We start from the raw sequence: 21,492 nt of genomic DNA, 5'->3' as shown, positions 1-21,492 counted from the left end.
GTACAGACTGTACGGCCACCCACCCCGCCGCTCACAACGGCCAGGGCCTGTCCGGCCGGTCCTGGCGCCCGGCAAGACCGGCCGGACGGACCCCAGGTCACTTGCGGCGTTCGGCGATCCTCTCGACCAGCCGCCGGTTCACCACCTCGGGCAGCAGGTGGGAGACGTCACCACCCAGCGAGGCGACTTCCTTGACCAGGCTGGAGGACAGGAAGCTGTACGTCGGCGAGGTCGGCACGAACAGCGTCTCCACGCCGGTCAGGCCGTGGTTCATCTGCGCCATCTGCAGCTCGTAGTCGAAGTCGCTGACCGCACGCAGGCCCTTGATGATCGCCGGGATGCCGCGCTGCGTGCAGAAGTCCACCAGCAGGCCGCTGTGCGACTCCGCCTGGATGTTGCCCAGGTGCGCGGTGGTCTCCTCGATCAGGGCGAGCCGCTCCTCGATCGTGAACATCCCCTGCTTGCTGCGGTTCACCGCCACCGCCACGTGCACCACGTCGTACAGCTTCGAGGCCCGCTCGATGATGTCGAGGTGTCCGTTGGTGATGGGGTCGAAGGACCCCGGACAGACGGCGCGGCGCATGGGTGTGCTCCCTTGTGGGGCGGGATGTTCTGCTACGAGTCTTGGTCAGCCCCGGTAGCGGCGCGACCGTACCAGAGCGTGCCCTCGCCGTAACGGCGCGAGCGCAGCCCTTCGAAGCCGTCCGGCCAGCCGAACTCGCCCCCTCGGGTGCTGCGTTCCACGGTGACGAGAACATGCTCGGACAGCCAGCCCCCCGAGCGGAGTGTGACCAGCATCTCCCGCAGTACGGCGTCCTCCACCGCGTACGGCGGGTCCAGGAACACCAGGTCGTACGGCTCGGCCGGCGGGGCGCCCGCGATCACCTTCTCCGCCTTGTCCGCCCGCACCTCCGCGCCCGGCAGCCCCAGCGTCCGGACGTTCTCCCGCACCGTCTTCACCGCGCCCGCGTCGTCCTCCACCAGCAGCGCGTGCGCGGCGCCCCGGGACAGCGCCTCCAGCCCGACCGCGCCACTGCCCGCGAACAGGTCCAGCATCCGCGCCCCGGCGATCGGCCCGAACAGCGCCTCGACGGTGGAGAACATCGCCTCCCGCGCCTTGTCGGAGGTCGGACGGGTGTTCCGGCCGGGCGGCGCGGCGAGGGGGCGGCCTCCGGCAACACCGGCGATGACGCGGGGCATGACGTTCCTTAGGTGGGAGGGACTGCGCGCCCGACCATAGCTGACAAATCGTGCATGGCCGGGCGCGCAGTCGCTCGCGTCAGCGCTTACTCGTTGGACGCCGCGCCCAACAGGGTCGGCGAGGCGTAGCGCGACCAGGACAGGCAGCCGTCCGGCGGGCAGTACTCCGGGCGGCGCGGGTCGTGGCCGAGTTCGCGCAGCTTGGTGCGGACGGAGTCGGGCGTGCGGCCGTAGCGGGCGGCGATCCGGGCGATGGTGTCGCCGTCGTGGAAGCGCCGGACCAGTTCTTCCTCGTGCTGCGGCACCCAGGGGGAGCCGTGGCCGGGGTAGAGCTCGCGCAGCACGTCGCGGTCGGGGATGGGCTCGGAGATGTCGGCGACGATCGCCAGCGCGCGCAGGGCGCGGTTGAGCGCGATGCGCAGTGAGGCGACGTCCTCCACCGGGAGGCGGAGCTTGCCGGAGGCGACCGGGTTGGCGGAGTTGCCCTCGCGCCAGCCGGTCAGGGTGAGGGTGACTTCGCGGTCGTCTTCGCTGGCGACCTCGATCCGGAAGACCTTGTCGCCGAGCGGGAGCTCGTTGAGGTGACGGAATGCCATGCAATGACCCCCAAATCTCGTGCCGGGAGCGCGACTTGAGGAGCGCCCCGAACAACTACATTCTCTCTCGGGGCACTGACAATCCGACCTGATCACACCGCCTGTCAGCCCTTCTCCAGGTACTCCGCGCGGTCCTCGTCGAGCAGGCTCTCCAGCGCCGTGCGCAGTTCGGGGTGGGCGGCGAGTTCGGGGTCGGCGGCGACCAGTCGGGTGGCCTCGGCGCGGGCGGTGGCGATGACGTCCTCGTCGTCGAGGACGGAGAGCACCTTGAGTGAGGACTTCACGCCGGACTGGGCCTGGCCCAGGACGTCGCCCTCGCGGCGCTGTTCGAGGTCGATCCGGGAGAGCGCGAAGCCGTCCAGGGTGCCGGCCACCGCGTCGAGCCGGGCGCGGGCGGCGCTGGCCGCGGGCATGTCGCTGACCAGCAGGCAGAGCCCTGCGGCGGATCCCCGGCCGACCCGGCCGCGGAGCTGGTGGAGCTGGGAGACGCCGAACCGGTCCGCGTCCATGATCACCATGACGGTGGAGTTGGGGACGTTGACGCCGACCTCGATGACGGTGGTGGCGACCAGCACGTCGACCTCGCCGGCGGCGAAGCGGCGCATCACGTCGTCCTTGGCGTCGGGGGCGAGCCGGCCGTGCAGGATCTCCACCCGCAGTCCGGCGAGCGGTCCCTTGGCGAGCTTCTCGGCGGTCTCGACCACGGCGAGCGGGGGCCGGCGCTCCTCGCTGTCCGCGCCGCCCGCGTCGACCTCCTCCGGGTCCTCCTTGCGCTTCTTCTTGCCCTTCGGCGCCTCGTCCTCGTCGCCGATCCGCGGGCAGACCACGTACGCCTGGTGGCCCTTGCCGACCTCCTCGCGGACGCGTTCCCAGGCGCGGGTGAGGAAGTTGGGCTTCTCCAGGGCGGGGACGACGTGGGTGGAGATCGGCGAGCGGCCGGACGGCAGCTGGTCGAGGACGGAGGTCTCCAGGTCGCCGAAGACGGTCATCGCGACGGTGCGCGGGATCGGGGTGGCGGTCATCACCAGCAGGTGCGGGGGCTGTTCGCCCTTGGCGCGCAGCGCGTCGCGCTGTTCGACGCCGAACCGGTGCTGCTCGTCGACGACCACCAGGCCGAGGTCGGCGAACTGCACCTTGTCCTCGATCAGGGCGTGCGTGCCGATGGTGATGCCGGCCTTGCCCGAGGCCATGTCGAGCATCGCGCCGCGGCGGGCGGCGGTGCCCATCGAGCCGGTGAGCAGGGCGACCCGGGTGCCGATCTCGGAGCCGCCGATCATCCCGGCCTCGGCGAGGTCGCCCATCATCTCGACGATGGAGCGGTGGTGCTGCTGGGCGAGCACCTCGGTGGGTGCGAGCAGTACGGCCTGGCCGCCGGTGTCGACCACGGCGAGCATGGCGCGCAGCGCGACCAGGGTCTTGCCGGAGCCGACCTCGCCCTGCAGCAGGCGGTGCATGGGGTGTTCGGTGGCGAGGTCGGCGAAGATCTCGGCGCACACCTTCTGCTGGCCGTCGGTCAGCGTGAACGGCAGCCGGGCGTCGAACGCGTCCAGCACCCGGCCGGGGACGGCGCGGCGCGGGACGGCGGGCAGCGCGGAGTCGGCGGCCCGGCGCTGAGCGAGCGCGACCTGGAGGACGAACGCCTCGTCCCAGCGCAGCCGGTTCTGGGCGCGTTCCTTCTCCACCTGGTTGCGCGGGCGGTGGATCAGTTCGAGCGCCTCGGGCAGCGGGATCAGGTCGTGCTCGGCGCGCAGTTCGGCGGGCAGCGGTTCGCCGACGTCCGCCAGGTGCTTGGTGAGGGCGAGTTCGACGCAGAGCGACAGCTTCCAGCTGGGCAGTTGGGCGCTGGCCGGGTAGACCGGGATGAGCCGGCCGGCGAACTGCTTCGCCGCCGAGGACCCTTCCTCGTCGTCGATCAACTGGTAGTCGGGCGAGGCGAGTTGGCGGGTGCGGTTGAACATGCCGACCTTGCCGGCGAACAGGCCCTGCTGGCCGGGCTTGAGTTCCTTCTGCCGCCAGCCCTGGTTGAAGAACACCAGGGAGAGCCGGGAGCGGCCGTCGGTGACCACCACCTCCAGCCGATCGCCCTTGCGGCCGCGGAACGGGATCAGCGTGACCTTCTCGATCCGGGCCAGCACGGTGACGTGCTCGTCCACGTCCAGCTCGTCCAGGCTGGTGAGTTGGCCGCGCTCGACGTACCGGCGCGGATAGTGGTGCAGCAGGTCGCCGACCGTGCGCAGCTTGAGGGAGTCGGCCAGCACCTTCGCGGTGCGGTCGCCGACCAGGTCCTTCAGTGGTTCATCGAGAGCGCCCATCGGATCCCATTTCACACCACGGGACCGACGTCGCGGCTCACTCGACGCCGATCAGCAGCGGCGCGGCCTCCTGGCCGCCCTGGTAGGCGACGGTGTCGACCTCGGGACGGGTGCGCCTGGCGTGCGCGATCAGCCGGTCGGCGAGCTCGGCGGGGGCGTCCTCGCCGAGTACCAGGGTGACGAGTTCGCCGGACGCGGCGATCATCCGGTCCAGCACGGTAAGCGCGGTCTCGGTGAGGTCGTGGCCGATCACCGCTACGTCGCCGTCGATCAGGCCGAGCACGTCACCGGCCTGGCAGACGCCGGCCATCGTCCAGGACTCGCCCTCGGCGACGGCGAGTTCGGCGTACCGGGTGGCGCCGGCGGCGGACGTCATGGCGACCACGTCCTCGTCGAAGCGGCGGCCGGCGTCGTGGACGGCCAGCGCGGCCAGGCCCTGCACCGGCGAACGGGTGGGCAGCACGGCGATCCGCACGCCCTCCTCGCGCAACTGGTCGGCGGCGGCGCCCGCGGCGGCCCGCAGTTCGGGGTCGTTGAGCAGCAGGATCACCTCGCGGGCCGCGCAGCGGTGCACGGCGGCGACCAGTTCGGCGCTGGCGGGGGCCCGGTCCGGGTCGGCGGCGAGCACCACCGAACCGGCCTGCTCGCACAGTTGGGCCAGCCCGCTGCCGGACACCACGCTCAGCACCGCCCGCCCGTGCGAGACGGTCTCCTCGCGCTCGCCCGCGCGGGCCGCCGCCTCGGCGAAGTGCGTGATCCGGATCCGGTACGGCCGGCCCGCCTCGACGCCCGCCTCCACGGCAGCGCCCGCGTCGTTCACGTGCACATGGACGTTCCACAGGCCGTCGCCGCCGCCGATCACCAGCGAGTCGCCGAGTTGCCCCAGCCGCTCGCGCAGCCTCGGCAGTTGCCCGTCCTCGGCCTCCAGCAGGTAGATCACCTCGAACGCGGGATGGCCGGGCCCCGGCGGACGCTCGTGCCCCTCGCAGCCGGCCACCACCACCGGGTCCACCTCCCGCCGCAGCGCCACCGGCCCCATCGGCTGCTGCCCGGACACCGCGTCCACCAGCGCGCCCAGCACGGCGACCAGGCCACGACCGCCGGCGTCCACCACCCCCGCCTCGGCGAGCACCGACAGCTGGTCCGGGGTGAGCAGCAGCGCCTGCCGGGCCGCCCGGTACGCCTCCTTCGCCTGACCGGTCAGGCCGTCCGCGGCCCGCGCGGCACCGGCGGCGGCCGCGGCGACGGTCAGCAGGGTCCCCTCGACCGGCTCCGCGACAGCCAGGTACGCCGAGCGCGCACCGTTGTCGAGGGCCTCCCCCAGCTCGCCGCCCTCCGCCAGCACCTCGGCGAGACCGCGCAGCCACTGCGCGAGGATCACACCCGAATTGCCGCGCGCCCCGATCAGCGCCCCCCGGGCCGCGGCGGTGGCGGCGGCCGCCAGCGCGGGCTGCTCCTCGACGGCTTCCGCGAACAGCGCGTCCAGCGCCTCGGCGGCGGACTCCACGGTCAGATACAGGTTGGTGCCGGTGTCGCCGTCCGGGACCGGGTAGACGTTCAGCGCGTCGATCTCCTCGCGGGCCTGGCCGAGGGCCGCCAGCGCGAGCCGGCACCAGGTGCGGACGGCCGGGGCGTCGAGGGTGTCCAGCACCAGGTCTCCTCCGGGTGAACGCCACGAGAACGCGACGGGACGCGGTGGCGAGGGGCGATGCTGGCAGGTTATCGGCCCCCACGGCGACGCCTGCGGCACCCTCCACCGCAGGTCGCGGGAACGATCACCTCCGCGATCGTGGTAGTTTCGTTGAGCGGGAGTCACCGTTGTATGCTCTCCCGGTTGCCTGGAACAACCCGGGCTTTCAAGTTCGTGAATCTGAAGTCTTGGAGTGACTCCTGTGGCAGCCAACTGCGACGTCTGCGGCAAGGGCCCGGGCTTCGGCAACAGCATCTCCCACTCGCACCGCCGCACCCCCCGTCGTTGGAACCCCAACATCCAGACGGTGCGCGCTGTGGTTGGGCGCACGCCGAAGCGGCTCAACGTCTGCACCTCGTGCATCAAGGCCGGTAAGGTCTCGCGCTGACGCGCTGACCGGTCCGCCGGTCACCTTCTTGCTGTGGCGAAAGCCGACCATCCCCTTCGGGGGTCATGGTCGGCTTTCGCTGTTTTTGCATTCGGGGTGCGAACCCAGGGGCCCGGGGAACGGCGGGGCCGAGTCTGCGGAGGATCAACTGGGCTCTGAGCGTTCCGCCGTTTCTGGTCCCCGTCTCTGACCCGCCGCAGTCTCGACCCTCTGCTGTCTCCGACCACCCGCAGCTCGGCCCCGCCGTTCCCCGGGCCCCTGGTGGTTCCCCCTCTGCCTATCTCTGGCGCCAGAAGTGGTCCACCGGCCCGATGCCGGAACCCAGTGCGAAGCCGTGCTCGATGGCGCCCGTCACATACGACTTGGCGTTCGCGACAGCCGTGGGCATCGGCTCGCCCTTCGCCAGCTGCGAAGCGATCGCGCTGGCGAGGGTGCAGCCGGTGCCGTGGGTGTGGCGGTTGTCGTGGCGGGGGGCGCGGTACCAGTGGGTTTCGCCGGTGGGGCCGAGCAGGAGATCGGCGGCTTCGCCTTCGAGGTGGCCGCCCTTGATGAGGGTCCAGCGGGGGCCGAGGTCGCGGAGTGCCTTCGCGGCGTCGAGCATCCGGCTCTCGTCGGTGACCTCGAGGCCGGTGAGTTGGGTCACTTCGTGCAGGTTGGGGGTGACCAGGGTGGCGACCGGCAGAAGGCGCTCGCGGACAGTGGCGACGGCCTCCGCGGCGAGTAGCGCGTCGCCGTGCTTGGAGACTCCGACGGGGTCGACGACCACGGGGGCGGGGGCGTCGGTGAGGAGTGCGGAGACGGTTTCGACGAGTTCGATCGAGGCGAGCATGCCGGTTTTGATCGCCTGGACGCCAATGTCGTCAACGACGCTGCGGTACTGGGCGCGGACGGCTTCGGCGGGCAGTTCCCAGTAGCCCTGGACGCCGAGCGAGTTCTGCGCGGTGACGGCGGTGATGACGCTCATGCCGTGGACGCCGAGGGCGAGCATCGTCTTGAGGTCGGCCTGGATGCCGGCACCGCCGCCGCTGTCGGAGCCGGCGACGGTGAGCACCCGGGGCGGGGCGGTGTTGGTGGTCATGCGCCCCAACCTATCTACCGGGGGAAACGCGTCAGAGCACGGCCTCGGATTCGGTCCAGCGGTCCGGCGGGACGGTCTTGAGCCGGGCGACGCCGTCGGACATCGGGGTGAGCCGGATCCCGGTGTTGCGCAGGGCGGTGAAGTGGCCGAAGGCGCCCTGGTGGACGGCTTCGACGGCGTGCCAGCCGAAGCGGGTGGCGAGGACCCGGTCGAGTGCGGTGGGGGTGCCGCCGCGCTGGGTGTGGCCGAGGATGACCGGCGTGGCCTCCTTGCCGAGCAGGTTCTCCAGTTCCATGGCGAGCCGGGTGCCGATGCCGCCGAAGGTCTGGTGGCCGAACCGGTCGACCTGGCCGTGTTCGAAGCGCAGGGTGCCGGGCAGCGGCTGGGCGCCTTCGGCGACGGCGACGATGGCGAATTTCTTGCCGCGCCGGAAGCGGTCCTCGATCATCCTGGCGACGGCCTCGATGTCGAAGGGCTTCTCGGGGATGAGGATGCCGTGGGCGCCGCCGGCCATGCCCGCGGTGAGGGTGATCCAGCCGGTGTGCCGGCCCATGAGCTCGACCACCATGACGCGCTGGTGGGATTCGGCGGTGGTCTTCAGCCGGTCGATGGCCTCGGTGGCGACGTGCACGGCGGTGTCGAAGCCGAAGGTGACGTCGGTGGCGTCGATGTCGTTGTCGATGGTCTTGGGGACGCCGACCACCGGCAGTCCGGCGTCGCTGAACAGTTCGGCGGCGGTCAGGGTGCCTTCGCCGCCGATCGCGATCAGTGCGTCGATGCCGAGTTCGGCGGCGAGTTCGGCGGAGTTCTCGACCGCCCAGCGGATCCGTTCGCGCTGCACCCGGGCGGAGCCGAGGATCGTGCCGCCGAGGGTGAGCAGGCCCGTGACGTCGTCGTGCGAGATCGGGCGGGCGCGGCCCTCGATCAGGCCGAGGAAGCCGTCCTCGATGCCGAGGATCTCGTCGCCGTGGACGTCGGTGCCGCGGTGGACGACGGAGCGGATCACCGCGTTGAGTCCGGGGCAGTCGCCGCCGCTGGTGAGAACGCCGATGCGCATGGTGGCTGTGTTCTCCTGCTCCCGGGGGCGCGGGGCCCCCGCGTAGGTGGAGACCGGACCGCCGACATCGCCGGCCCGCCCAACAGCCGCCACCCTACGCGTTCACGGGCCTACCGAGGGGTAGCCGCGGGCGGCCTAGCCCTCGGCGAAGTGGTCCCAGCCGGCGGTGCGGTCCCAGGGGGCGCCGTCGACGGTGACCACTCCCCCGCGGCCGGGTCGGGCGGGGCGGACCACCTCGCCGATCTGCCGCCAGCGGGCCGGGAGGCCGGCGCTCTTGGGGAAGGTCGCGACGATCGCGTGGTCCTCGCCGCCGGACAGCACCCACACCAGCGGGTCGACGCCGACGGCCTGGCCGATGTCGGCCATCTGCGCGGGGACGTCGAAGTCCGCGGCCCGCAGGTCGATGTCCACGCCGCTGGCCCGGGCGACGTGGCCGAGGTCGGCGACCAGCCCGTCGGAGACGTCGACCATGGCGGTGGCGCCGAGGTCGCTGGCGGCGGGGCCGGCGTGGTACGGCGGTTCGGGGCGGCGGTGCGCCTCGACGAAGGCGCGCGGGGAGCGGAAGCCGCGCTGGAGGACGGTGAGGCCGGCCGCGGACCAGCCGAGCCAGCCGGTGACGGCGACCACGTCGCCGACCTGGGCGCCGGAACGCACCACGGGGCGGCGGCCCTGCAGGTCGCCGAGGGCGGTGATGGCGAGGGTGATGGTGTCGCCGCGGACCACGTCGCCGCCGACCACGGTGGCGCCGGCCACCTGGCACTCGTCGCGCAGGCCGTCCATCAGTTCGGTGGCCCAGGTGGTGGGCAGGTCGGCGGGGGCGACCAGGCCGAGCAGCAGGGCGGTGGGGACGGCGCCCATCGCGGCGATGTCGGCGAGGTTCTGCGCGGCGCACTTGCGGCCCACGTCGTACGCGGTGGACCAGTCGCGGCGGAAGTGCCGGCCCTCGATGAGTACGTCGGTGGTGGCCACCACCCGTCCGTCGGGGGCCTTGACCACGGCGGCGTCGTCGCCGGGCCCGAGTTCCACCGCCGGCGTCATCGGCAGCCGTGCGGTCAGCTCCCGGATGAGCCCGAACTCGCCGAGCTCGCCCACGGTCCCCTGCATCAGCCCGTCCTCCCGCGTTCTTCACGTGATCCGTCTGGGGTGCGCCCCCGCGCGGCAGCGTACGCCCTCAAGGGGTGCCGAGGTCTCCCCTGTGCCGCTGTCGCGCGGTAGCGTGGTGATCAGACTGCCGGTCAGCAACTCCCCCCACCCAGCCGCCTGGAGGTCCACTGTGGTGCAGGCCTACATCCTGATCCAGACCGAGGTGGGCAAGGCCACCGCGGTCGCCGAGTCCATCTCCAAGATCCCCGGCGTGATCACGGCCGAGGACGTCACCGGTCCGTACGACGTGATCGTCCGGGCCGAGGCCGGATCCATCGATGACCTGGGCCGTCTTGTGGTGGCGAAGGTGCAGCAGGTGGAGGGCATCACCCGCACCCTGACCTGTCCGGTGGTCCGCCTGTAGGGGCGCTTACCATCGACGGATGCGTTCACGTGAGCTCCTGAACCGCCTTCCCGCACCGGTCCGCTGGCTCGCCCCGCCGGCCGTCCTGCTGTCCTGCACCGCGCTGCTGGCCTTCGTCTGGAGCGGCGACCCGGACGTCAAGCCGCCGACGCCGGAGGCCCAGGTCGCGCAGTACTGCGAGGCGCTGGACGCCAAGCTGCCCGCGGACGTGCTCGGCCACCCGCGCAAGGACCCGTCCCCGGCCTCGCCGTACACCGCTGCCTGGGCGTCCTCGCCGCGCACCGTGCTGACCTGCGGCGGGGACCGGCCGGATTACATGAGCGCTTTCGACCGGAAGGGCCCGTGCATCGACGAGGTCAGCTGGGGCATGGACAAGGACGGGGAGGGCGGCTACTGGTTCGCCACCGGGCTGCGCAAGGCGTACGTGGAGGTGCACGTCCCGGCGGGCGCCTACACCAACTACGCGGACCCGCTGAGCTCGTACACCGAAGCCATCCGGTCGGCCATCCCGACGATCAACGGGACGGCCGACTCGGACTGCTTCGGCGACGGCGCCTAGGAACTAGCGCAGGCCGGTGGAGCGGCGCAGCGCGGCGGCCAGCAGGCGGTCGATCAGCTCGGCGTAGGGCACGCCGGTGGCCTCCCACATCTTGGGGTAGGCGGAGATCGGCGTGAAGCCGGGCATGGTGTTGACCTCGTTGACCATCCACCGGCCGTCGTTCAGCAGGAAGAAGTCGACCCGGGCGAGGCCCTCGCAGCCGAGGCCGTCGAACACCTCGACGGCCTGCCGCTGGAGTTCGGTGCGCTCGGCGTCGGTGAGCTTCGCGGGGATCTCGACCTCGGAGGAGTCGATGTACTTGGCCTCGAAGTCGTAGAACTCGAAGTCGGCGTCGACCAGCACCTCGGCGGGCACCGAGGCGCGCGGGCCGTCCTCGAACTCCAGCACGCCGCACTCGATCTCGCGGCCCTCGACGCCCTTCTCGACGATCACCTTGGGGTCGTGGCGGCGGGCCTCGTCGATCGCGGCGTCCAGGTCGGCGAGGTCCTTGACCTTGGTGATGCCGATCGAGGAGCCGGCCCGGCAGGGCTTGACGAACAGCGGCAGGCCGAGCGCGGCGATCCGCTCGCGGGCGGCGGCCCGGCCGGTCTCGGTCTGCCAGTCGCGCGGCTTGACCACCGTGTACTCGCCCGCGTACAGGCCGAGCGACTCGATGATCCGCTTGGTGAACTCCTTGTCCATGCCGACCGAGCTGGCCAGCACGCCGGAGCCGACGTACGGCACTCCGGAGAGCTCCAGCAGGCCCTGCAGGGTGCCGTCCTCGCCCCAGGGGCCGTGCAGCAGCGGCAGCACCACGTCGACTTCGCCGAGCACCTTGGGGGTGGCGCCGGGCTCGCTCCACACCACGTCGCGGTTGCCGGGGGCGAGGGGCAGCGCCACCTGGCCCTCGGTGGACTCGGCGACCTGGTCGACGTCGGGCATCCGGCCGTCGGTGATCGCCATCCGGGCGGGTTCGTCGCCGACCAGGGCCCAGCGGCCCTCGTGGGTGATGCCGATCGGCAGCACCTCGTACTTGCTGCGGTCGATCGAGCGCAGCACGCTGGCGGCGGTGACCACGGACACGCCGTGCTCGGAGCTCCGGCCGCCGAAGACGATCGCGACGCGCGGCTTGGCCGACTGGTTCGGGGAGGTCTGTTCGATGCTCATATCGGCGTTGAGACTACCGTCCGATTCCGGTCACCGGCGCTCCGGCTTGGCCGAACGGGCCATCAAGCCCTTCAGCACTTCCTGGGTCGGCCGGCCGTTGTGCACCACGTCGACCACGGCTTCGACGATCGGCATCTCCACGCCGTTGCGCCGGGCCAGGTCGAGCACCGACTCGCAGGACTTCACGCCCTCCGCGGTCTGGCTGGTCGCCGCGATGGTCTCGGCGACCGTCATGCCGCGGCCCAGGTTGGTGCCGAAGGTGTTGTTCCGGGACAGCGGCGAGGAGCAGGTCGCCACCAGGTCGCCCATGCCGGCCAGGCCCGCGAAGGTGTGCGCGTCGGCGCCCAGCCGCAGGCCCAGGCGGGTGGTCTCGGCCAGGCCGCGGGTGATCAGGGTGGCCTTGGTGTTGTCGCCCAGGCCCATGCCGTTGGCCATGCCGACCGCCAGGCCGATCACGTTCTTCACCGCGCCGCCGAGCTCGCAGCCCACCACGTCGGTGTTGGTGTACGGGCGGAAGTACGGGGTGTGGCAGGCCTTCTGGAAGCGCTTGGCGACCTCCTCGTCGGTGCAGGCGACCACGGTGGCGGCGGGCTGCCGGTTGGCGATCTCGCCGGCCAGGTTGGGGCCGGACACCACCACGACGCGCTCCGGGCCGACCTGCGCGACCTCCTCGATCACCTCGCTCATCCGCTTCGCGGTGCCGAGTTCGATGCCCTTCATCAGGCTGACCAGCACGGTGTCCGGGGCCAGCATCGGTGCCCAGTGCGCGAGGTTGTCGCGCAGCGTCTGGGACGGCACCGAGAGCACCGCGAAGTCCGCGCCGGTCAGTGCGGCGGCCGCGTCGGTGGTCGCCCGGATCGTGTCCGGGAGCGTCAGGCCGGGCAGGTAGTCCCGGTTGACGTGCTCCTTGTTGATGGCGTCGGCCAGTTCCTGGCGGCGGCCCCACAGGGTCACCTCGCAGCCGGCGTCGGCCAGGATCATCGCGAAGGCGGTGCCCCAGGAGCCCGTCCCCATCACGGCGCAGCGGGTCATCGGTCACCCTCCTTGGCGGCGCGCTCGCGCTTGGCCTCGGCGGCCGTGGCGCGGTCCTTGGCGGCCTTGCGCATGTCGTAGCGCTCGGCGGGGGCCTGCTCGCCGCGGATCCCCTCCAGCACGGCGGTGATCGCCGCCATGATGTCGTCGGTGGCGTCGCGCAGCACCTGGGCGGTGATCTCCTGGCCCTGGTACTTGCTCAGGTCGACCGCCGGGCCGGCCGCGACCGTCACCTTGTGCCGCGGGAACAGGTGGTACTTGCCCTTTCCGCCCTTGCCGTACGGCGGGATGATCTCCTGCGCGCCCCAGTGCGCGACCGGGATCACCGGCGCGCCCGTCATCAGCGCGACCCGGGCGGCGCCGCTCTTGCCCGTCATCGGCCACATGTCAGGGTCGCGGGTGAGCGTGCCCTCCGGGTAGAACTGCACGCACTGGCCGCTCTTGACCGCGTCGATCGCGGCCCGGAACGCGTCGGCGGCGTCGGTGGAGTCCCGGAACACCGGGATCTGGCCGGTCTTGCGCAGCATGAATCCGATGAACGGCACCTGGAACAGTGAGGACTTGCCGAGTATCCGGGGCGGGCGGCCCGAGTTGTACTGCCAGTGCCCGTAGAACACCGGGTCGATCACCGAGTTGTGGTTCACGACGGCGATGAAGCCGCCCTTCTCGGGCAGGTGCTCCCAGCCCCGCCAGTCCGTCTTCGCCAGGGCGTTTGTCACCGGCTTCACGAGCGCCGCCGCCAGGCGGTACCAAATCCCGTAGTCGGCGTTTCCGAACCTGGCGTTAGAGCGGCGGGCCACCCCAGCTCCTCCTCATTCGCGCGGCGAGCCGCCCGAGCGGTGCCGCTGATCTCTCTCCCTCGCCGGGGGCCGGGCACGGCTCCGAGGCGCCGACCAGTCTCACCCGCGAGGGAAGTCCGTGTCGAGCAGCCACCGCCGCCACCGGCCCACAGGCGCCCCGCCGACGGCCCGGACGCCCCGGAACCGCTGGCCAGGCTCCCCGGCCGACGTCACAATGACGCCGATGACAGAGGACACCGTACGCCCAGGCACCGTCCGCCCGTCCGTCCCGGGCAGCGGATCCGGGCGGCGACCGGACGGCACCGGCTGGACGCTGATCGTCCCCGTCAAGCCGCTCGCCGAGGCGAAGAGCCGCCTCGCGGCGCTCGGGGAGCTGCGGCCCCGGCTCGCCCTCGCCTTCGCCCTGGACACCGTCGCCGCGGCGCTCGCCTGCCCGGTGGTCGAACGGGTGTTGGTGGTCGGACGGGATCCGCGCGCCGCGAGTGCGCTGCGTGCGCTGGGGGCGACCGTCCTCGACGACGAACCCGGCGACGGGCTCAACCCGGCGCTCTCGCACGGCAGTAGCGCCGCACACCGGCTGCACCCCGGCTCCCCCGTCGCCACGCTCTCCGCGGACCTGCCGGCGCTGCGGCCCGCCGAACTCGCCCGCGTCCTCGCCGCCGTACCCGCGCAGCGCCGGGCCTTCCTCGCGGACGCCCCCGGCACCGGGACGGTGCTGCTCGCCGGACCGCCCGGCACCCCGCTCCGCCCGGCCTTCGGGCCCGGCTCCCGGGAACGCCACGCGGCCGGCGGGGCGACCGAACTCCACCTCCTCGACGTACCGTCCGTCCGGCGCGACGTCGACACCCCCGAGGACCTGGCCGTCGCCCACCGGCTGGGCCTCGGCCCGGCCACCGGTGCCCTGCTCCGAAGCTCTATGCTGCTTCCCATGCAGGCCACCGCGTTCACCTTCGACCCCACGACCCGCTCCGGCTCGGTCCTGCTCGACGACGGCACGCCCCTCCCCTTCGACGCGCCTGCCTTCGACGCCGGTGGCCTCCGGCTCCTTCGCCCGGGCCAGCGCCTGCGGATCCGCACCACCGGCGAGGGCGCCGACCGCCGCGTCACCTTCCTCACCCTCCCCACCTTCCCGGACCCCGAGTCGGCCTGACGCGTCGCCCAACGACCGCCCCGGCGGCCGGACTTCGGTCAGGCGCTGCGCGGGAGGGGGCTCCCCGGGTCGGGATACGCGGGCGCGTCGTGCAGGCAGAGCGCCACAACGGCCGGGGTGTTGAGCAACTCCAGCCGCTTCGGGGCGAGTTGCAGCGGGCCGGCGGTAGTGGGGAGCACCCGGATCGCCCGGTTGTGGCCGAGCAGGACGAAGCTCAGCAGCAGATGGCCGTCACGGGCCAGGAATCCCTCGGTCCGCTGCGCGGCGCCCGGGCCGAAGAAGTAGCGGTAGGCCTCGTACTGCGTCCAACCGAGCGGGAGCGTCCGCAGAGTGCCCCAGAGCGAGGCGAGCGCGTCGGCGAGCGAGGCGAACGAGGCCGATTCGGTGATGCCTTCGATACTGACGGCGTATCCGGACTGCGGGCCCTTCACGGCGGCTCCTGTGGCGGGTCGAGTTCGGCCCAGATGGTGTGGGACCGGGCGGTGTGGCGATGTCCGTAGCGGTCGGCCTCGGCGAGCACGTCGAGGAGCACCAAATGGGCCTCGGCGTCCGGGTTTCCGGGGAGGGTGGCCTCCACCCGGTAACCGCCGCCGGGGAGGCGTCGGATACGGGCTTCGGCTCCGGTGGCGGCGGTGAGCCTGGATGCAAGGTCGAACACCCTGGTGGTTCGCACGCCACGCCTCTCCCCCGCAGTCGGCCGATCACGCAAAGTGAATCTAAGCCATTAGATTCCTCCTGATGCATTAGATTGTCAAGCTGAATCACCCGTCCTGTCGCGATCCGGCAGGTCTCGCCTTCCGCCGGGAGATGCCAGATGCCGTCACAGGACCCTCCGTACCTCCGCATCGCTGACCATCTGCGCCGCCGGGTCGCGGACGGGGAGTGGACGATCGGTGAGCGGCTGCCGTCCCGTGCGCAGCTCGCGCTCAGCTACGGCGTCGGGGCCAACGTGCTCCAGCGAGCACAGGAAGTCCTCATCGCGGAAGGCCTGTTGGAGGGCCGGGCGGGTTCCGGGACGTATCTGCGCGAGCCGGTGGAGCGACTGCCGGTGCGACGCGCCCGCACGGTCGCCGCGTTCCCGATGTCTGCTGTGCCGGACGGGAGTTGGGAGTCCCACAGCGAGGCCCGGGTGGAGGCGCCGCCCGCAGTGGCCCGCCGACTGGGCATCGAGCCGGGCGAGTTGACCGTCCACACCCGCTACGAGTTCACGCTGGAGCACAAGCCGGTCCAACTCGCCGAATCCTGGGAGCCGATGGCGATCACCGGCGGAACTCCCGTACTGCTACCGGAGTTGGGCCCGCTGGCCGGACACGGCGTGGTGGAACGGATGGCCTCGATCGGCGTGCGGGTGGTGCGCGCGGAGGAACGGCCGCGTCCCGGGCGGGCGACGGCAGAGCAGGCGAATCTGCTGGGGATCAGCACCGGAGATCCGGTGCTGCTGATCGAGCGCACGTATCTGGACGACTCCGACCGGCCGGTGGAGACCGCTGATCTGGTGATTCCGGATTCCCGCTGGGAGATCATCTACGACCTCGCGGTGGAACAGCCGAAGTAATTCCGCGCGGCCTGCGGTATTTCCCGGCCCGCTACGGCCCTTTGCCCGCCCGGGCCGAAGACTTGCTCGCCCGGGCCCGAGGACGCCTGCTCGCCCGGGTGTCCCGACAGCCCGTCCGGGCGTCCCAACGGCCTGTCCAGGGGCGCGAAAAGGCCGCGACGGCCCCGGTCCTGGGTCTCCCCTGGCGTGGGGCCGTCACGGCCTGACCGCCCCGGCGCCGGCTGTTCCGGCACCAGGCTCGGTGCGACTTACTTGGCGGTGGACTTGCGCGCCGTGGTCTTGCGCGCGGTGGTCTTCTTCGCCGGAGCGGTCTTCTTGGCGGCGGCGGCCTTCTTGGTGGCGGCCGCGGTGGTCTTCTTCGCCGCGGTGGTCTTGGCGGAGGTGGCCTTGGCGGTGGTCTTCGCCGCGGTGGTCTTCGTGGTGGTGGCCTTCTTGACCGCCGTGGCCTTCTTGGCCGCGGTGGTGGCGGTCTTCTTGGCGGCGGTCTTCTTGGTCGCCGGGGCGGCGGCAGCGGCGGCCCGCTTGGTCGCGGCGCGCTTGGCGGCCGGGGTGGCGGCCACACCGGACTTGCCCGGGGTCAGCGAGCCCTTGGGGGCCTTCTTGACGGACGGGCCCTCCTTCGGCAGCTTCTTGCTGCCGGAGACCAGGTCCTTGAAGCCCTGACCGGGGCGGAACCGCGGAACGGCGGTCTTCTTGACCTTGACCCGCTCGCCGGTCTGCGGGTTGCGGGCGAAGCGCGCCGAGCGCTCCACCTTCTCGAAGGTGCCGAAGCCGGTGACCGACACCCGGTCACCCGCCACGACGGCACGCACCATGGTGTCGAGCACTGCGTCGACGGCCTCTGCGGCAGCCTTGCGACCGCCCAGCTGCTCGGCCACCGCTTCGACAAGCTGAGCCTTGTTCACGTCTTCCCCTTCGGAAACGGGCGCCGGATGATTCCATCCGTTCTTTTCGCACGTTAGGTATGTATCTGCGGACTTTCAATTACCAAACGCGTGAATCACCCTAGTGTCGCAACATATTTGCGCATGGAGGTGCTCACCGGGGCGGCATCCGCCCCTCGTCGAGGTCCTGCACAAAGCGACTCAACCGCCGTGCCGCCTCCGGGAGATCACGCTTGGCGGTCTCCGTGACGATCAGCAGTTGTCGGGTGAGAGCGGTCTTTGCGTCCGTCGACACGTTCAGCGCGTGAACGCGGGCGTGGGCTTGCTTCAACCGCTCGGCCACCAGTGCGTGGAGCAGGGTGACTTCCGAGTCGGCATCACCGTCCCGACCCTTCGCAGACGCGGGTTCGCCACCCGGGTACGGCGGTTCGGGGTTGTGGTGCATGCAACGATTGTGCCATCTGTACGCAGTTGCGCAGAACCAGGGTCTATTCACGGGTGACGAACTCCCCTGCGAACAACGAAGACCCGCCCCGGAGGGGGGCGGGTCTTGTTGTCCGAGCGTCAGAAAGCGGTGACTCAGGCAGCCGGGAGAGTACGCGGCTTGAACGACGGCCGCTTCGCTTCGAACGCGGCCACATCTGCCTCGTTCTGCAGCGTGATGCTGATGTCGTCCAGGCCGTTCAGCAGACGCCAACGAACGTTGTCGTCGAGCTCGAACGAGGCCGTCACACCGGCCGCGCGAACCTCGCGGGCCTCCAGGTCGACGGTGATCTCCGCGGTCGGGTCGGCCTCGGTCAACTCCCAGAGCCGGTCCACGGTCTCCTGCGGCAGCACCACCGTCAGCAGGCCGTTCTTCAGCGAGTTGCCGCGGAAGATGTCGGCGAACCGGGAGGAGATGACGGCCTGGAAACCGTAGTTCTGCAGCGCCCAGACGGCGTGCTCGCGGGACGAGCCGGTGCCGAACTCGGGGCCGGCCACCAGGACCGTCGCGCCCTGCCGCTCAGGGAGGTTGAGCACGAACGCGTCGTCCTTGCGCCACGCCTCGAACAGGCCGCCCTCGAAACCGGAACGGGTGACCTTCTTCAGCCAATGGGCCGGGATGATCTGGTCGGTGTCCACGTTCGAGCGGCGCAGCGGGACGGCGCGGCCGGTGTGGGTGGTGAACTTCTCCATGGCTCAGGCCTCCACGGCGACATTGTGCGGCAGGTCGGAAGGGGCTGCCAGGCGGCCCAGCAGCGCGGTGGCGGCGGCAACCTGGGGCGACACCAGGTGGGTACGGCCGCCCTTGCCCTGCCGGCCCTCGAAGTTGCGGTTCGAGGTGGACGCGCAACGCTCGCCCGGGGCCAGCTGGTCGGGGTTCATGCCCAGGCACATCGAGCAGCCGGCGTGCCGCCACTCGGCACCCGCGGCGGTGAACACCTTGTCCAGGCCCTCCTCGACGGCCTGCAGGGCGACCCGGACCGAGCCCGGAACGACCAGCATCCTTACGCCGTCGGCGATTTGACGACCTTCCAGCACTGCGGCGGCGGCCCGCAGGTCCTCGATCCGGCCGTTGGTGCAGGAGCCGACGAACACCGCGTCGACCTTGACCTCGCGCAGCGGGGTACCGGCCTCCAGGCCCATGTACTTCAGGGCGTTCTCGGCGGCGATCCGCTCCTGCGGGTCCTCGAAGTCGGCCGGGTTCGGCACGTTGGCACCCAGCGGCGCGCCCTGGCCCGGGTTGGTGCCCCAGGTGACGAACGGGGTCAACTCGGCGGCGTCGATGAACACCTCGGCGTCGAACACCGCGTCCTCGTCGGTGGCCAGGGTCTCCCAATAGGCGACCGCGGCATCCCAGTCCGCGCCCTGCGGGGCGTGCGGACGGCCCTGCAGATAGTCGAAGGTGGTGCGGTCCGGGGCGATCATGCCGGCCCGGGCGCCCGCCTCGATGGACATGTTGCAGACGGTCATCCGGGCCTCCATGGAGAGGCTGCGGATCGCCGAACCGCGGTACTCCAGGACGTAGCCCTGGCCGCCGCCGGTACCGATCTTGGCGATCACGGCCAGGATCAGGTCCTTCGCGGTGACGCCCTCGGGCAGTTCACCCTCGACGGTGATCGCCATCGTCCGGAACGGCGCCAGCGGCAGCGTCTGGGTGGCCAGCACGTGCTCGACCTGGCTGGTGCCGATGCCGAACGCCAGTGCGCCGAAAGCACCGTGGGTCGAGGTGTGGGAGTCGCCGCACACCACGGTCATGCCCGGCTGGGTCAGACCCAGCTGCGGGCCGACCACGTGCACCACGCCCTGCTCGACGTCGCCCAGCGAGTGGATGCGCACGCCGAACTCCTCGGCGTTCTTGCGCAGCGTCTCCAACTGCACCCGGGAGACCGGGTCGGCGATCGGCTTGTCGATGTCCAGGGTCGGGGTGTTGTGGTCCTCGGTGGCGATCGTCAGATCGGTACGGCGAACCGGGCGACCGGCCAGCCGGAGGCCGTCGAACGCCTGCGGGCTGGTCACCTCGTGCAGCAGGTGCAGATCGATGTAGAGCAGGTCGGGCTCGCCTTCGGCGCGCCGGACGACGTGGTCGTCCCAGACCTTCTCTGCGAGTGTCCGTCCCATCGGATTCCCTCCAGCCGGCCGCTCTGCCGGCCTTCTCGTGATCGTCGAGGTCTTGTCCCGTGCCGCCCTGTGAGGCTCGCTCGGCATCGTGACCTGCACGCCGGACCGTCCAGCATGCGGACACCGTGATACGGCTCCGCGCTGGGTGTTCTCCCTGGCTGCTGACTCCAGAGTGGCGCTTTTCTCGGAAGATTGAACTTGCGTCTCGCTGATTGAGACTGCAGTATCGAGACATGGACAACACTAGCGGCGTCGGCGTTCTCGACAAGGCCGCTCTGGTGCTGAGCGCACTGGAGTCGGGCCCCGCCACGTTGGCGGGGCTGGTCGCCGCCACCGGCCTGGCACGCCCCACGGCCCACCGACTCGCCGTCGCACTCGAACACCACCGCCTGGTCACCAGGGACATGCAGGGCCGATTCATCCTCGGCCCCCGGCTCGCCGAACTCTCCGCCGCCGCAGGCGAAGACCGGCTCCTCGCCGCGGCCGGCCCGGTGCTCACACACCTGCGCGACGTGACGGGCGAGAGCGCCCAGCTCTACCGCCGCCAGGGCGAGATGCGCATCTGCGTGGCCGCCGCCGAGCGCCTCTCCGGCCTCCGCGACACTGTGCCCGTCGGCTCCACCCTCCCGATGAAGGCCGGCTCCGCCGCCCAGGTCCTGCTCGCCTGGGAAGAGCCCGAGCGCCTCCACCGCGGCCTCCAGGGGGCCCGGTTCACCGCCACCGCGCTCAGCGGCGTCCGCCGCCGCGGCTGGGCCCAGTCCATCGGCGAACGCGAGCCCGGCGTCGCCTCCGTCTCCGCCCCCGTCCGCGGCCCCTCCAACCGCGTCGTCGCCGCCGTCTCGGTCTCCGGCCCCATCGAACGACTCACCCGCCACCCCGGCCGCCTCCACGCCCAGGCCATCATCGAAGCCGCCAACCGCCTCACCGAGGCCCTCCGCCGCAGCTGACACCCCCCCACCGCCCGTGCCCCCGCCCACCCGGCGGGGGCACACGCGTTTCCACGGCCCGGGGACACCGGGACACAGAGCAATTGCCCTCAGCAGGACAGTGAGGCACCCGAGTTGGCGAACCCCCACAGGCCACGAGTGACGGGCGGACCGCCGGTACAGCGGAGGCACAGGGGCGACGTACCGGACCGGTGGAACCACGCACCGACGAAGCACGGCGGATGCCACGGCGTTCGGACCACCAGGACCAGGCCGGTGAGCTGCGGCAGGGCCTCTGCGGGCCGGTGGCGCATGCGAGTTGGCGGAGCACGGCCCGCAGGCCGGGGGGCGCCGGCTGGATGGCGCGCGAGCAACGACCCGACGAGCGGTCGCCAGGGCGCTGAAGACAGCCCGGCCGGCGAGCAGCAGTGCCTCTGCGGGGCGGTGGCGCATGCGAGTTGGCGGAGCACCGCCCACAAGCCGGACCAGACCGACAACCTGCACAGCCGACGCAGGCCGGTGGCGCGCCAAGTCAGATGGGGCGCGAGCAACGGGCTGAACGGTGGGCGCCAGAGCGCTGGCAACAAGAACCGCGGGCCGGACGAGCGGCGGCAGCGTCTCTGCGCGGCAGCGGTGCACGTGAGCCGGCGGAACGCCGAGGGTGGCGGGCCGGCAGCCGGTAGCCGTGGCAGCCGCCGCGGAGCCGCGGTGCGCCTGGCTGGCGGGTGCACGAGTGGGGCGGCTAAGACCGGACCGGTGAGCTGCGGAAGCGCCCCTGTGGGACGGTGGTGCACGTGAGCCGGTGGAACGCTGAGGGCGCCGGGCCGGACGACACCGGCCAGTTGCGGCAGCAGCCGCTGCGGAGCCGTGGTGCACCCGAGCCGGCGGAACGCCAAGGGCGCCGGGCCGGACGGCACCGGCCAGTTGCGGCAGCAGCCGCTGCGGAGCCGTGGTGCACCCGAGCCGGCGGAACGCCAAGGGCGCCGGGCCGGACGGCACCGGCCAGTTGCG

General features: G+C 71.8%; 22 protein-coding genes and 1 pseudogene. 6 read left to right on the top strand and 17 right to left on the bottom strand.

The window, feature by feature from the left end; all coding sequences use genetic code 11:
- Positions 1 to 97: 97 nt before the first annotated feature.
- The 5 genes from coaD to ACFYS8_RS34930 form a co-directional block, all read right to left on the bottom strand.
- The gene (gene coaD, locus ACFYS8_RS34950) at positions 98 to 583 is read right to left on the bottom strand and encodes a pantetheine-phosphate adenylyltransferase (protein ID WP_387649245.1); all 486 of its coding nucleotides are present in this window, start codon (positions 581 to 583) and stop codon (positions 98 to 100) included.
- A gap of 32 nt (positions 584 to 615) precedes the next feature.
- Positions 616 to 1,200, bottom strand: a complete 585-nt coding sequence (gene rsmD, locus ACFYS8_RS34945) for a 16S rRNA (guanine(966)-N(2))-methyltransferase RsmD (RefSeq protein WP_387649242.1) — start codon at positions 1,198 to 1,200, stop codon at positions 616 to 618.
- A gap of 86 nt (positions 1,201 to 1,286) precedes the next feature.
- Positions 1,287 to 1,796: a hypothetical protein gene (locus tag ACFYS8_RS34940; protein ID WP_380488276.1), complete on the bottom strand. Its 510-nt coding sequence runs from the start codon at positions 1,794 to 1,796 to the stop codon at positions 1,287 to 1,289.
- A gap of 104 nt (positions 1,797 to 1,900) precedes the next feature.
- A complete protein-coding gene (recG, locus tag ACFYS8_RS34935; protein WP_387649238.1) occupies positions 1,901 to 4,108 on the bottom strand; it encodes an ATP-dependent DNA helicase RecG in 2,208 nt (735 codons plus the stop codon).
- A gap of 37 nt (positions 4,109 to 4,145) precedes the next feature.
- Positions 4,146 to 5,759 carry a DAK2 domain-containing protein gene (locus tag ACFYS8_RS34930; RefSeq protein ID WP_387649236.1) on the bottom strand — a complete coding sequence of 538 codons (1,614 nt, stop codon included), beginning with the start codon at positions 5,757 to 5,759 and terminating at the stop codon, positions 4,146 to 4,148.
- Between the two features lie 241 nt (positions 5,760 to 6,000).
- Between ACFYS8_RS34930 and rpmB the strand changes: the two genes are divergently transcribed.
- The gene (gene rpmB / locus ACFYS8_RS34925; RefSeq protein WP_073813963.1) at positions 6,001 to 6,186 is read left to right on the top strand and encodes a 50S ribosomal protein L28; all 186 of its coding nucleotides are present in this window, start codon (positions 6,001 to 6,003) and stop codon (positions 6,184 to 6,186) included.
- A 277-nt stretch (positions 6,187 to 6,463) separates the two neighbouring features.
- Here rpmB and thiD read toward each other — a convergent pair whose 3' ends face one another.
- The 3 genes from thiD to ACFYS8_RS34910 all read right to left on the bottom strand — a co-directional run bounded on the left by thiD (position 6,464) and on the right by ACFYS8_RS34910 (position 9,425).
- Positions 6,464 to 7,264 carry a bifunctional hydroxymethylpyrimidine kinase/phosphomethylpyrimidine kinase gene (gene thiD / locus ACFYS8_RS34920; protein ID WP_387649233.1) on the bottom strand — a complete coding sequence of 267 codons (801 nt, stop codon included), beginning with the start codon at positions 7,262 to 7,264 and terminating at the stop codon, positions 6,464 to 6,466.
- A 31-nt stretch (positions 7,265 to 7,295) separates the two neighbouring features.
- A complete protein-coding gene (locus ACFYS8_RS34915) occupies positions 7,296 to 8,321 on the bottom strand; it encodes an ATP-dependent 6-phosphofructokinase (protein WP_387649230.1) in 1,026 nt (341 codons plus the stop codon).
- A gap of 135 nt (positions 8,322 to 8,456) precedes the next feature.
- Positions 8,457 to 9,425, bottom strand: a complete 969-nt coding sequence (locus tag ACFYS8_RS34910; RefSeq protein ID WP_387649227.1) for a thiamine-phosphate kinase — start codon at positions 9,423 to 9,425, stop codon at positions 8,457 to 8,459.
- A 169-nt stretch (positions 9,426 to 9,594) separates the two neighbouring features.
- Between ACFYS8_RS34910 and ACFYS8_RS34905 the strand changes: the two genes are divergently transcribed.
- Both ACFYS8_RS34905 and ACFYS8_RS34900 read left to right on the top strand, forming a co-directional pair.
- Positions 9,595 to 9,828 carry an Lrp/AsnC family transcriptional regulator gene (locus ACFYS8_RS34905; protein WP_387649224.1) on the top strand — a complete coding sequence of 78 codons (234 nt, stop codon included), beginning with the start codon at positions 9,595 to 9,597 and terminating at the stop codon, positions 9,826 to 9,828.
- Positions 9,829 to 9,847: 19 nt separating this feature from the next.
- Entirely contained in the window at positions 9,848 to 10,387 is a 540-nt protein-coding gene (locus ACFYS8_RS34900) for a DUF3515 domain-containing protein (protein ID WP_387649221.1), read from the top strand.
- 3 nt (positions 10,388 to 10,390) lie between these two features.
- Here ACFYS8_RS34900 and ACFYS8_RS34895 read toward each other — a convergent pair whose 3' ends face one another.
- From ACFYS8_RS34895 to ACFYS8_RS34885, 3 genes are read right to left on the bottom strand one after another with little or no spacing between them, the layout of a single operon-like run.
- Positions 10,391 to 11,533 (bottom strand): D-alanine--D-alanine ligase family protein, encoded by a 1,143-nt coding sequence (locus ACFYS8_RS34895; RefSeq protein ID WP_387649218.1) that lies wholly within the window; start codon positions 11,531 to 11,533, stop codon positions 10,391 to 10,393.
- A gap of 30 nt (positions 11,534 to 11,563) precedes the next feature.
- Entirely contained in the window at positions 11,564 to 12,565 is a 1,002-nt protein-coding gene (locus ACFYS8_RS34890; RefSeq protein WP_387649215.1) for an NAD(P)H-dependent glycerol-3-phosphate dehydrogenase, read from the bottom strand.
- On the bottom strand, positions 12,562 to 13,365 hold the full coding sequence (locus ACFYS8_RS34885) for a lysophospholipid acyltransferase family protein (RefSeq protein ID WP_387649213.1): 804 nt from the start codon (positions 13,363 to 13,365) through the stop codon (positions 12,562 to 12,564). The genes ACFYS8_RS34890 and ACFYS8_RS34885 overlap by 4 nt, the downstream gene beginning before the upstream one ends.
- 223 nt (positions 13,366 to 13,588) lie before the next feature.
- Here ACFYS8_RS34885 and cofC point away from each other — a divergent pair.
- Positions 13,589 to 14,299 (top strand): annotated as a pseudogene (gene cofC / locus ACFYS8_RS34880) (2-phospho-L-lactate guanylyltransferase); the annotation flags it as partial.
- A 254-nt stretch (positions 14,300 to 14,553) separates the two neighbouring features.
- Here the strand turns inward: cofC and ACFYS8_RS34875 are convergent.
- Together ACFYS8_RS34875 and ACFYS8_RS34870 are read right to left on the bottom strand one after the other, a co-directional pair.
- Complete coding sequence (locus ACFYS8_RS34875) at positions 14,554 to 14,946, bottom strand: hypothetical protein (RefSeq protein WP_387649210.1); 393 nt, start codon at positions 14,944 to 14,946, stop codon at positions 14,554 to 14,556.
- Positions 14,943 to 15,188, bottom strand: a complete 246-nt coding sequence (locus ACFYS8_RS34870) for a hypothetical protein (protein WP_380488859.1) — start codon at positions 15,186 to 15,188, stop codon at positions 14,943 to 14,945. The genes ACFYS8_RS34875 and ACFYS8_RS34870 overlap by 4 nt, the downstream gene beginning before the upstream one ends.
- A gap of 141 nt (positions 15,189 to 15,329) precedes the next feature.
- Here ACFYS8_RS34870 and ACFYS8_RS34865 point away from each other — a divergent pair, with 141 nt between their 5' ends.
- Positions 15,330 to 16,070, top strand: a complete 741-nt coding sequence (locus ACFYS8_RS34865; RefSeq protein WP_387649207.1) for a GntR family transcriptional regulator — start codon at positions 15,330 to 15,332, stop codon at positions 16,068 to 16,070.
- 248 nt (positions 16,071 to 16,318) lie between these two features.
- On the opposite strand, the gene ACFYS8_RS34860 is transcribed toward ACFYS8_RS34865, so the two are convergent.
- From ACFYS8_RS34860 to leuC, 4 genes are all read right to left on the bottom strand, one after another.
- Positions 16,319 to 16,975 carry an HU family DNA-binding protein gene (locus tag ACFYS8_RS34860; RefSeq protein ID WP_387649204.1) on the bottom strand — a complete coding sequence of 219 codons (657 nt, stop codon included), beginning with the start codon at positions 16,973 to 16,975 and terminating at the stop codon, positions 16,319 to 16,321.
- A 133-nt stretch (positions 16,976 to 17,108) separates the two neighbouring features.
- Positions 17,109 to 17,399, bottom strand: coding sequence for a hypothetical protein (locus ACFYS8_RS34855; RefSeq protein WP_387649201.1), 291 nt, complete (start codon positions 17,397 to 17,399; stop codon positions 17,109 to 17,111).
- A 134-nt stretch (positions 17,400 to 17,533) separates the two neighbouring features.
- Positions 17,534 to 18,130 (bottom strand): 3-isopropylmalate dehydratase small subunit, encoded by a 597-nt coding sequence (gene leuD / locus ACFYS8_RS34850; RefSeq protein ID WP_387649199.1) that lies wholly within the window; start codon positions 18,128 to 18,130, stop codon positions 17,534 to 17,536.
- A gap of 3 nt (positions 18,131 to 18,133) precedes the next feature.
- Positions 18,134 to 19,555 (bottom strand): 3-isopropylmalate dehydratase large subunit, encoded by a 1,422-nt coding sequence (gene leuC, locus ACFYS8_RS34845; protein WP_387649196.1) that lies wholly within the window; start codon positions 19,553 to 19,555, stop codon positions 18,134 to 18,136.
- Between the two features lie 233 nt (positions 19,556 to 19,788).
- Between leuC and ACFYS8_RS34840 the strand changes: the two genes are divergently transcribed.
- Positions 19,789 to 20,502 carry an IclR family transcriptional regulator gene (locus ACFYS8_RS34840; protein ID WP_035866446.1) on the top strand — a complete coding sequence of 238 codons (714 nt, stop codon included), beginning with the start codon at positions 19,789 to 19,791 and terminating at the stop codon, positions 20,500 to 20,502.
- Positions 20,503 to 21,492 lie beyond the last annotated feature (990 nt).

Origin of the sequence: Kitasatospora sp. NPDC004615, assembly GCF_042873545.1 — a bacterium.
GTDB lineage: Bacteria > Actinomycetota > Actinomycetes > Streptomycetales > Streptomycetaceae > Kitasatospora.
This window is presented reverse-complemented; position numbering and strand designations above follow the sequence as displayed.

Bases quoted from the DNA above. Each gene is read 5' to 3' on its own strand.
- coaD (WP_387649245.1), bottom strand. From the start codon at position 583: ATGCGCCGCGCCGTCTGTCCGGGGTCCTTCGACCCCATCACCAACGGA.
- rsmD (WP_387649242.1), bottom strand. From the start codon at position 1,200: ATGCCCCGCGTCATCGCCGGTGTTGCCGGAGGCCGCCCCCTCGCCGCG.
- ACFYS8_RS34940 (WP_380488276.1), bottom strand. From the start codon at position 1,796: ATGGCATTCCGTCACCTCAACGAGCTCCCGCTCGGCGACAAGGTCTTC.
- recG (WP_387649238.1), bottom strand. From the start codon at position 4,108: ATGGGCGCTCTCGATGAACCACTGAAGGACCTGGTCGGCGACCGCACC.
- thiD (WP_387649233.1), bottom strand. From the start codon at position 7,264: ATGACCACCAACACCGCCCCGCCCCGGGTGCTCACCGTCGCCGGCTCC.
- ACFYS8_RS34915 (WP_387649230.1), bottom strand. From the start codon at position 8,321: ATGCGCATCGGCGTTCTCACCAGCGGCGGCGACTGCCCCGGACTCAAC.
- ACFYS8_RS34910 (WP_387649227.1), bottom strand. From the start codon at position 9,425: ATGCAGGGGACCGTGGGCGAGCTCGGCGAGTTCGGGCTCATCCGGGAG.
- ACFYS8_RS34900 (WP_387649221.1), top strand. From the start codon at position 9,848: ATGCGTTCACGTGAGCTCCTGAACCGCCTTCCCGCACCGGTCCGCTGG.
- ACFYS8_RS34895 (WP_387649218.1), bottom strand. From the start codon at position 11,533: ATGAGCATCGAACAGACCTCCCCGAACCAGTCGGCCAAGCCGCGCGTC.
- ACFYS8_RS34890 (WP_387649215.1), bottom strand. From the start codon at position 12,565: ATGACCCGCTGCGCCGTGATGGGGACGGGCTCCTGGGGCACCGCCTTC.
- ACFYS8_RS34865 (WP_387649207.1), top strand. From the start codon at position 15,330: ATGCCGTCACAGGACCCTCCGTACCTCCGCATCGCTGACCATCTGCGC.
- ACFYS8_RS34855 (WP_387649201.1), bottom strand. From the start codon at position 17,399: ATGCACCACAACCCCGAACCGCCGTACCCGGGTGGCGAACCCGCGTCT.
- leuD (WP_387649199.1), bottom strand. From the start codon at position 18,130: ATGGAGAAGTTCACCACCCACACCGGCCGCGCCGTCCCGCTGCGCCGC.
- leuC (WP_387649196.1), bottom strand. From the start codon at position 19,555: ATGGGACGGACACTCGCAGAGAAGGTCTGGGACGACCACGTCGTCCGG.
- ACFYS8_RS34840 (WP_035866446.1), top strand. From the start codon at position 19,789: ATGGACAACACTAGCGGCGTCGGCGTTCTCGACAAGGCCGCTCTGGTG.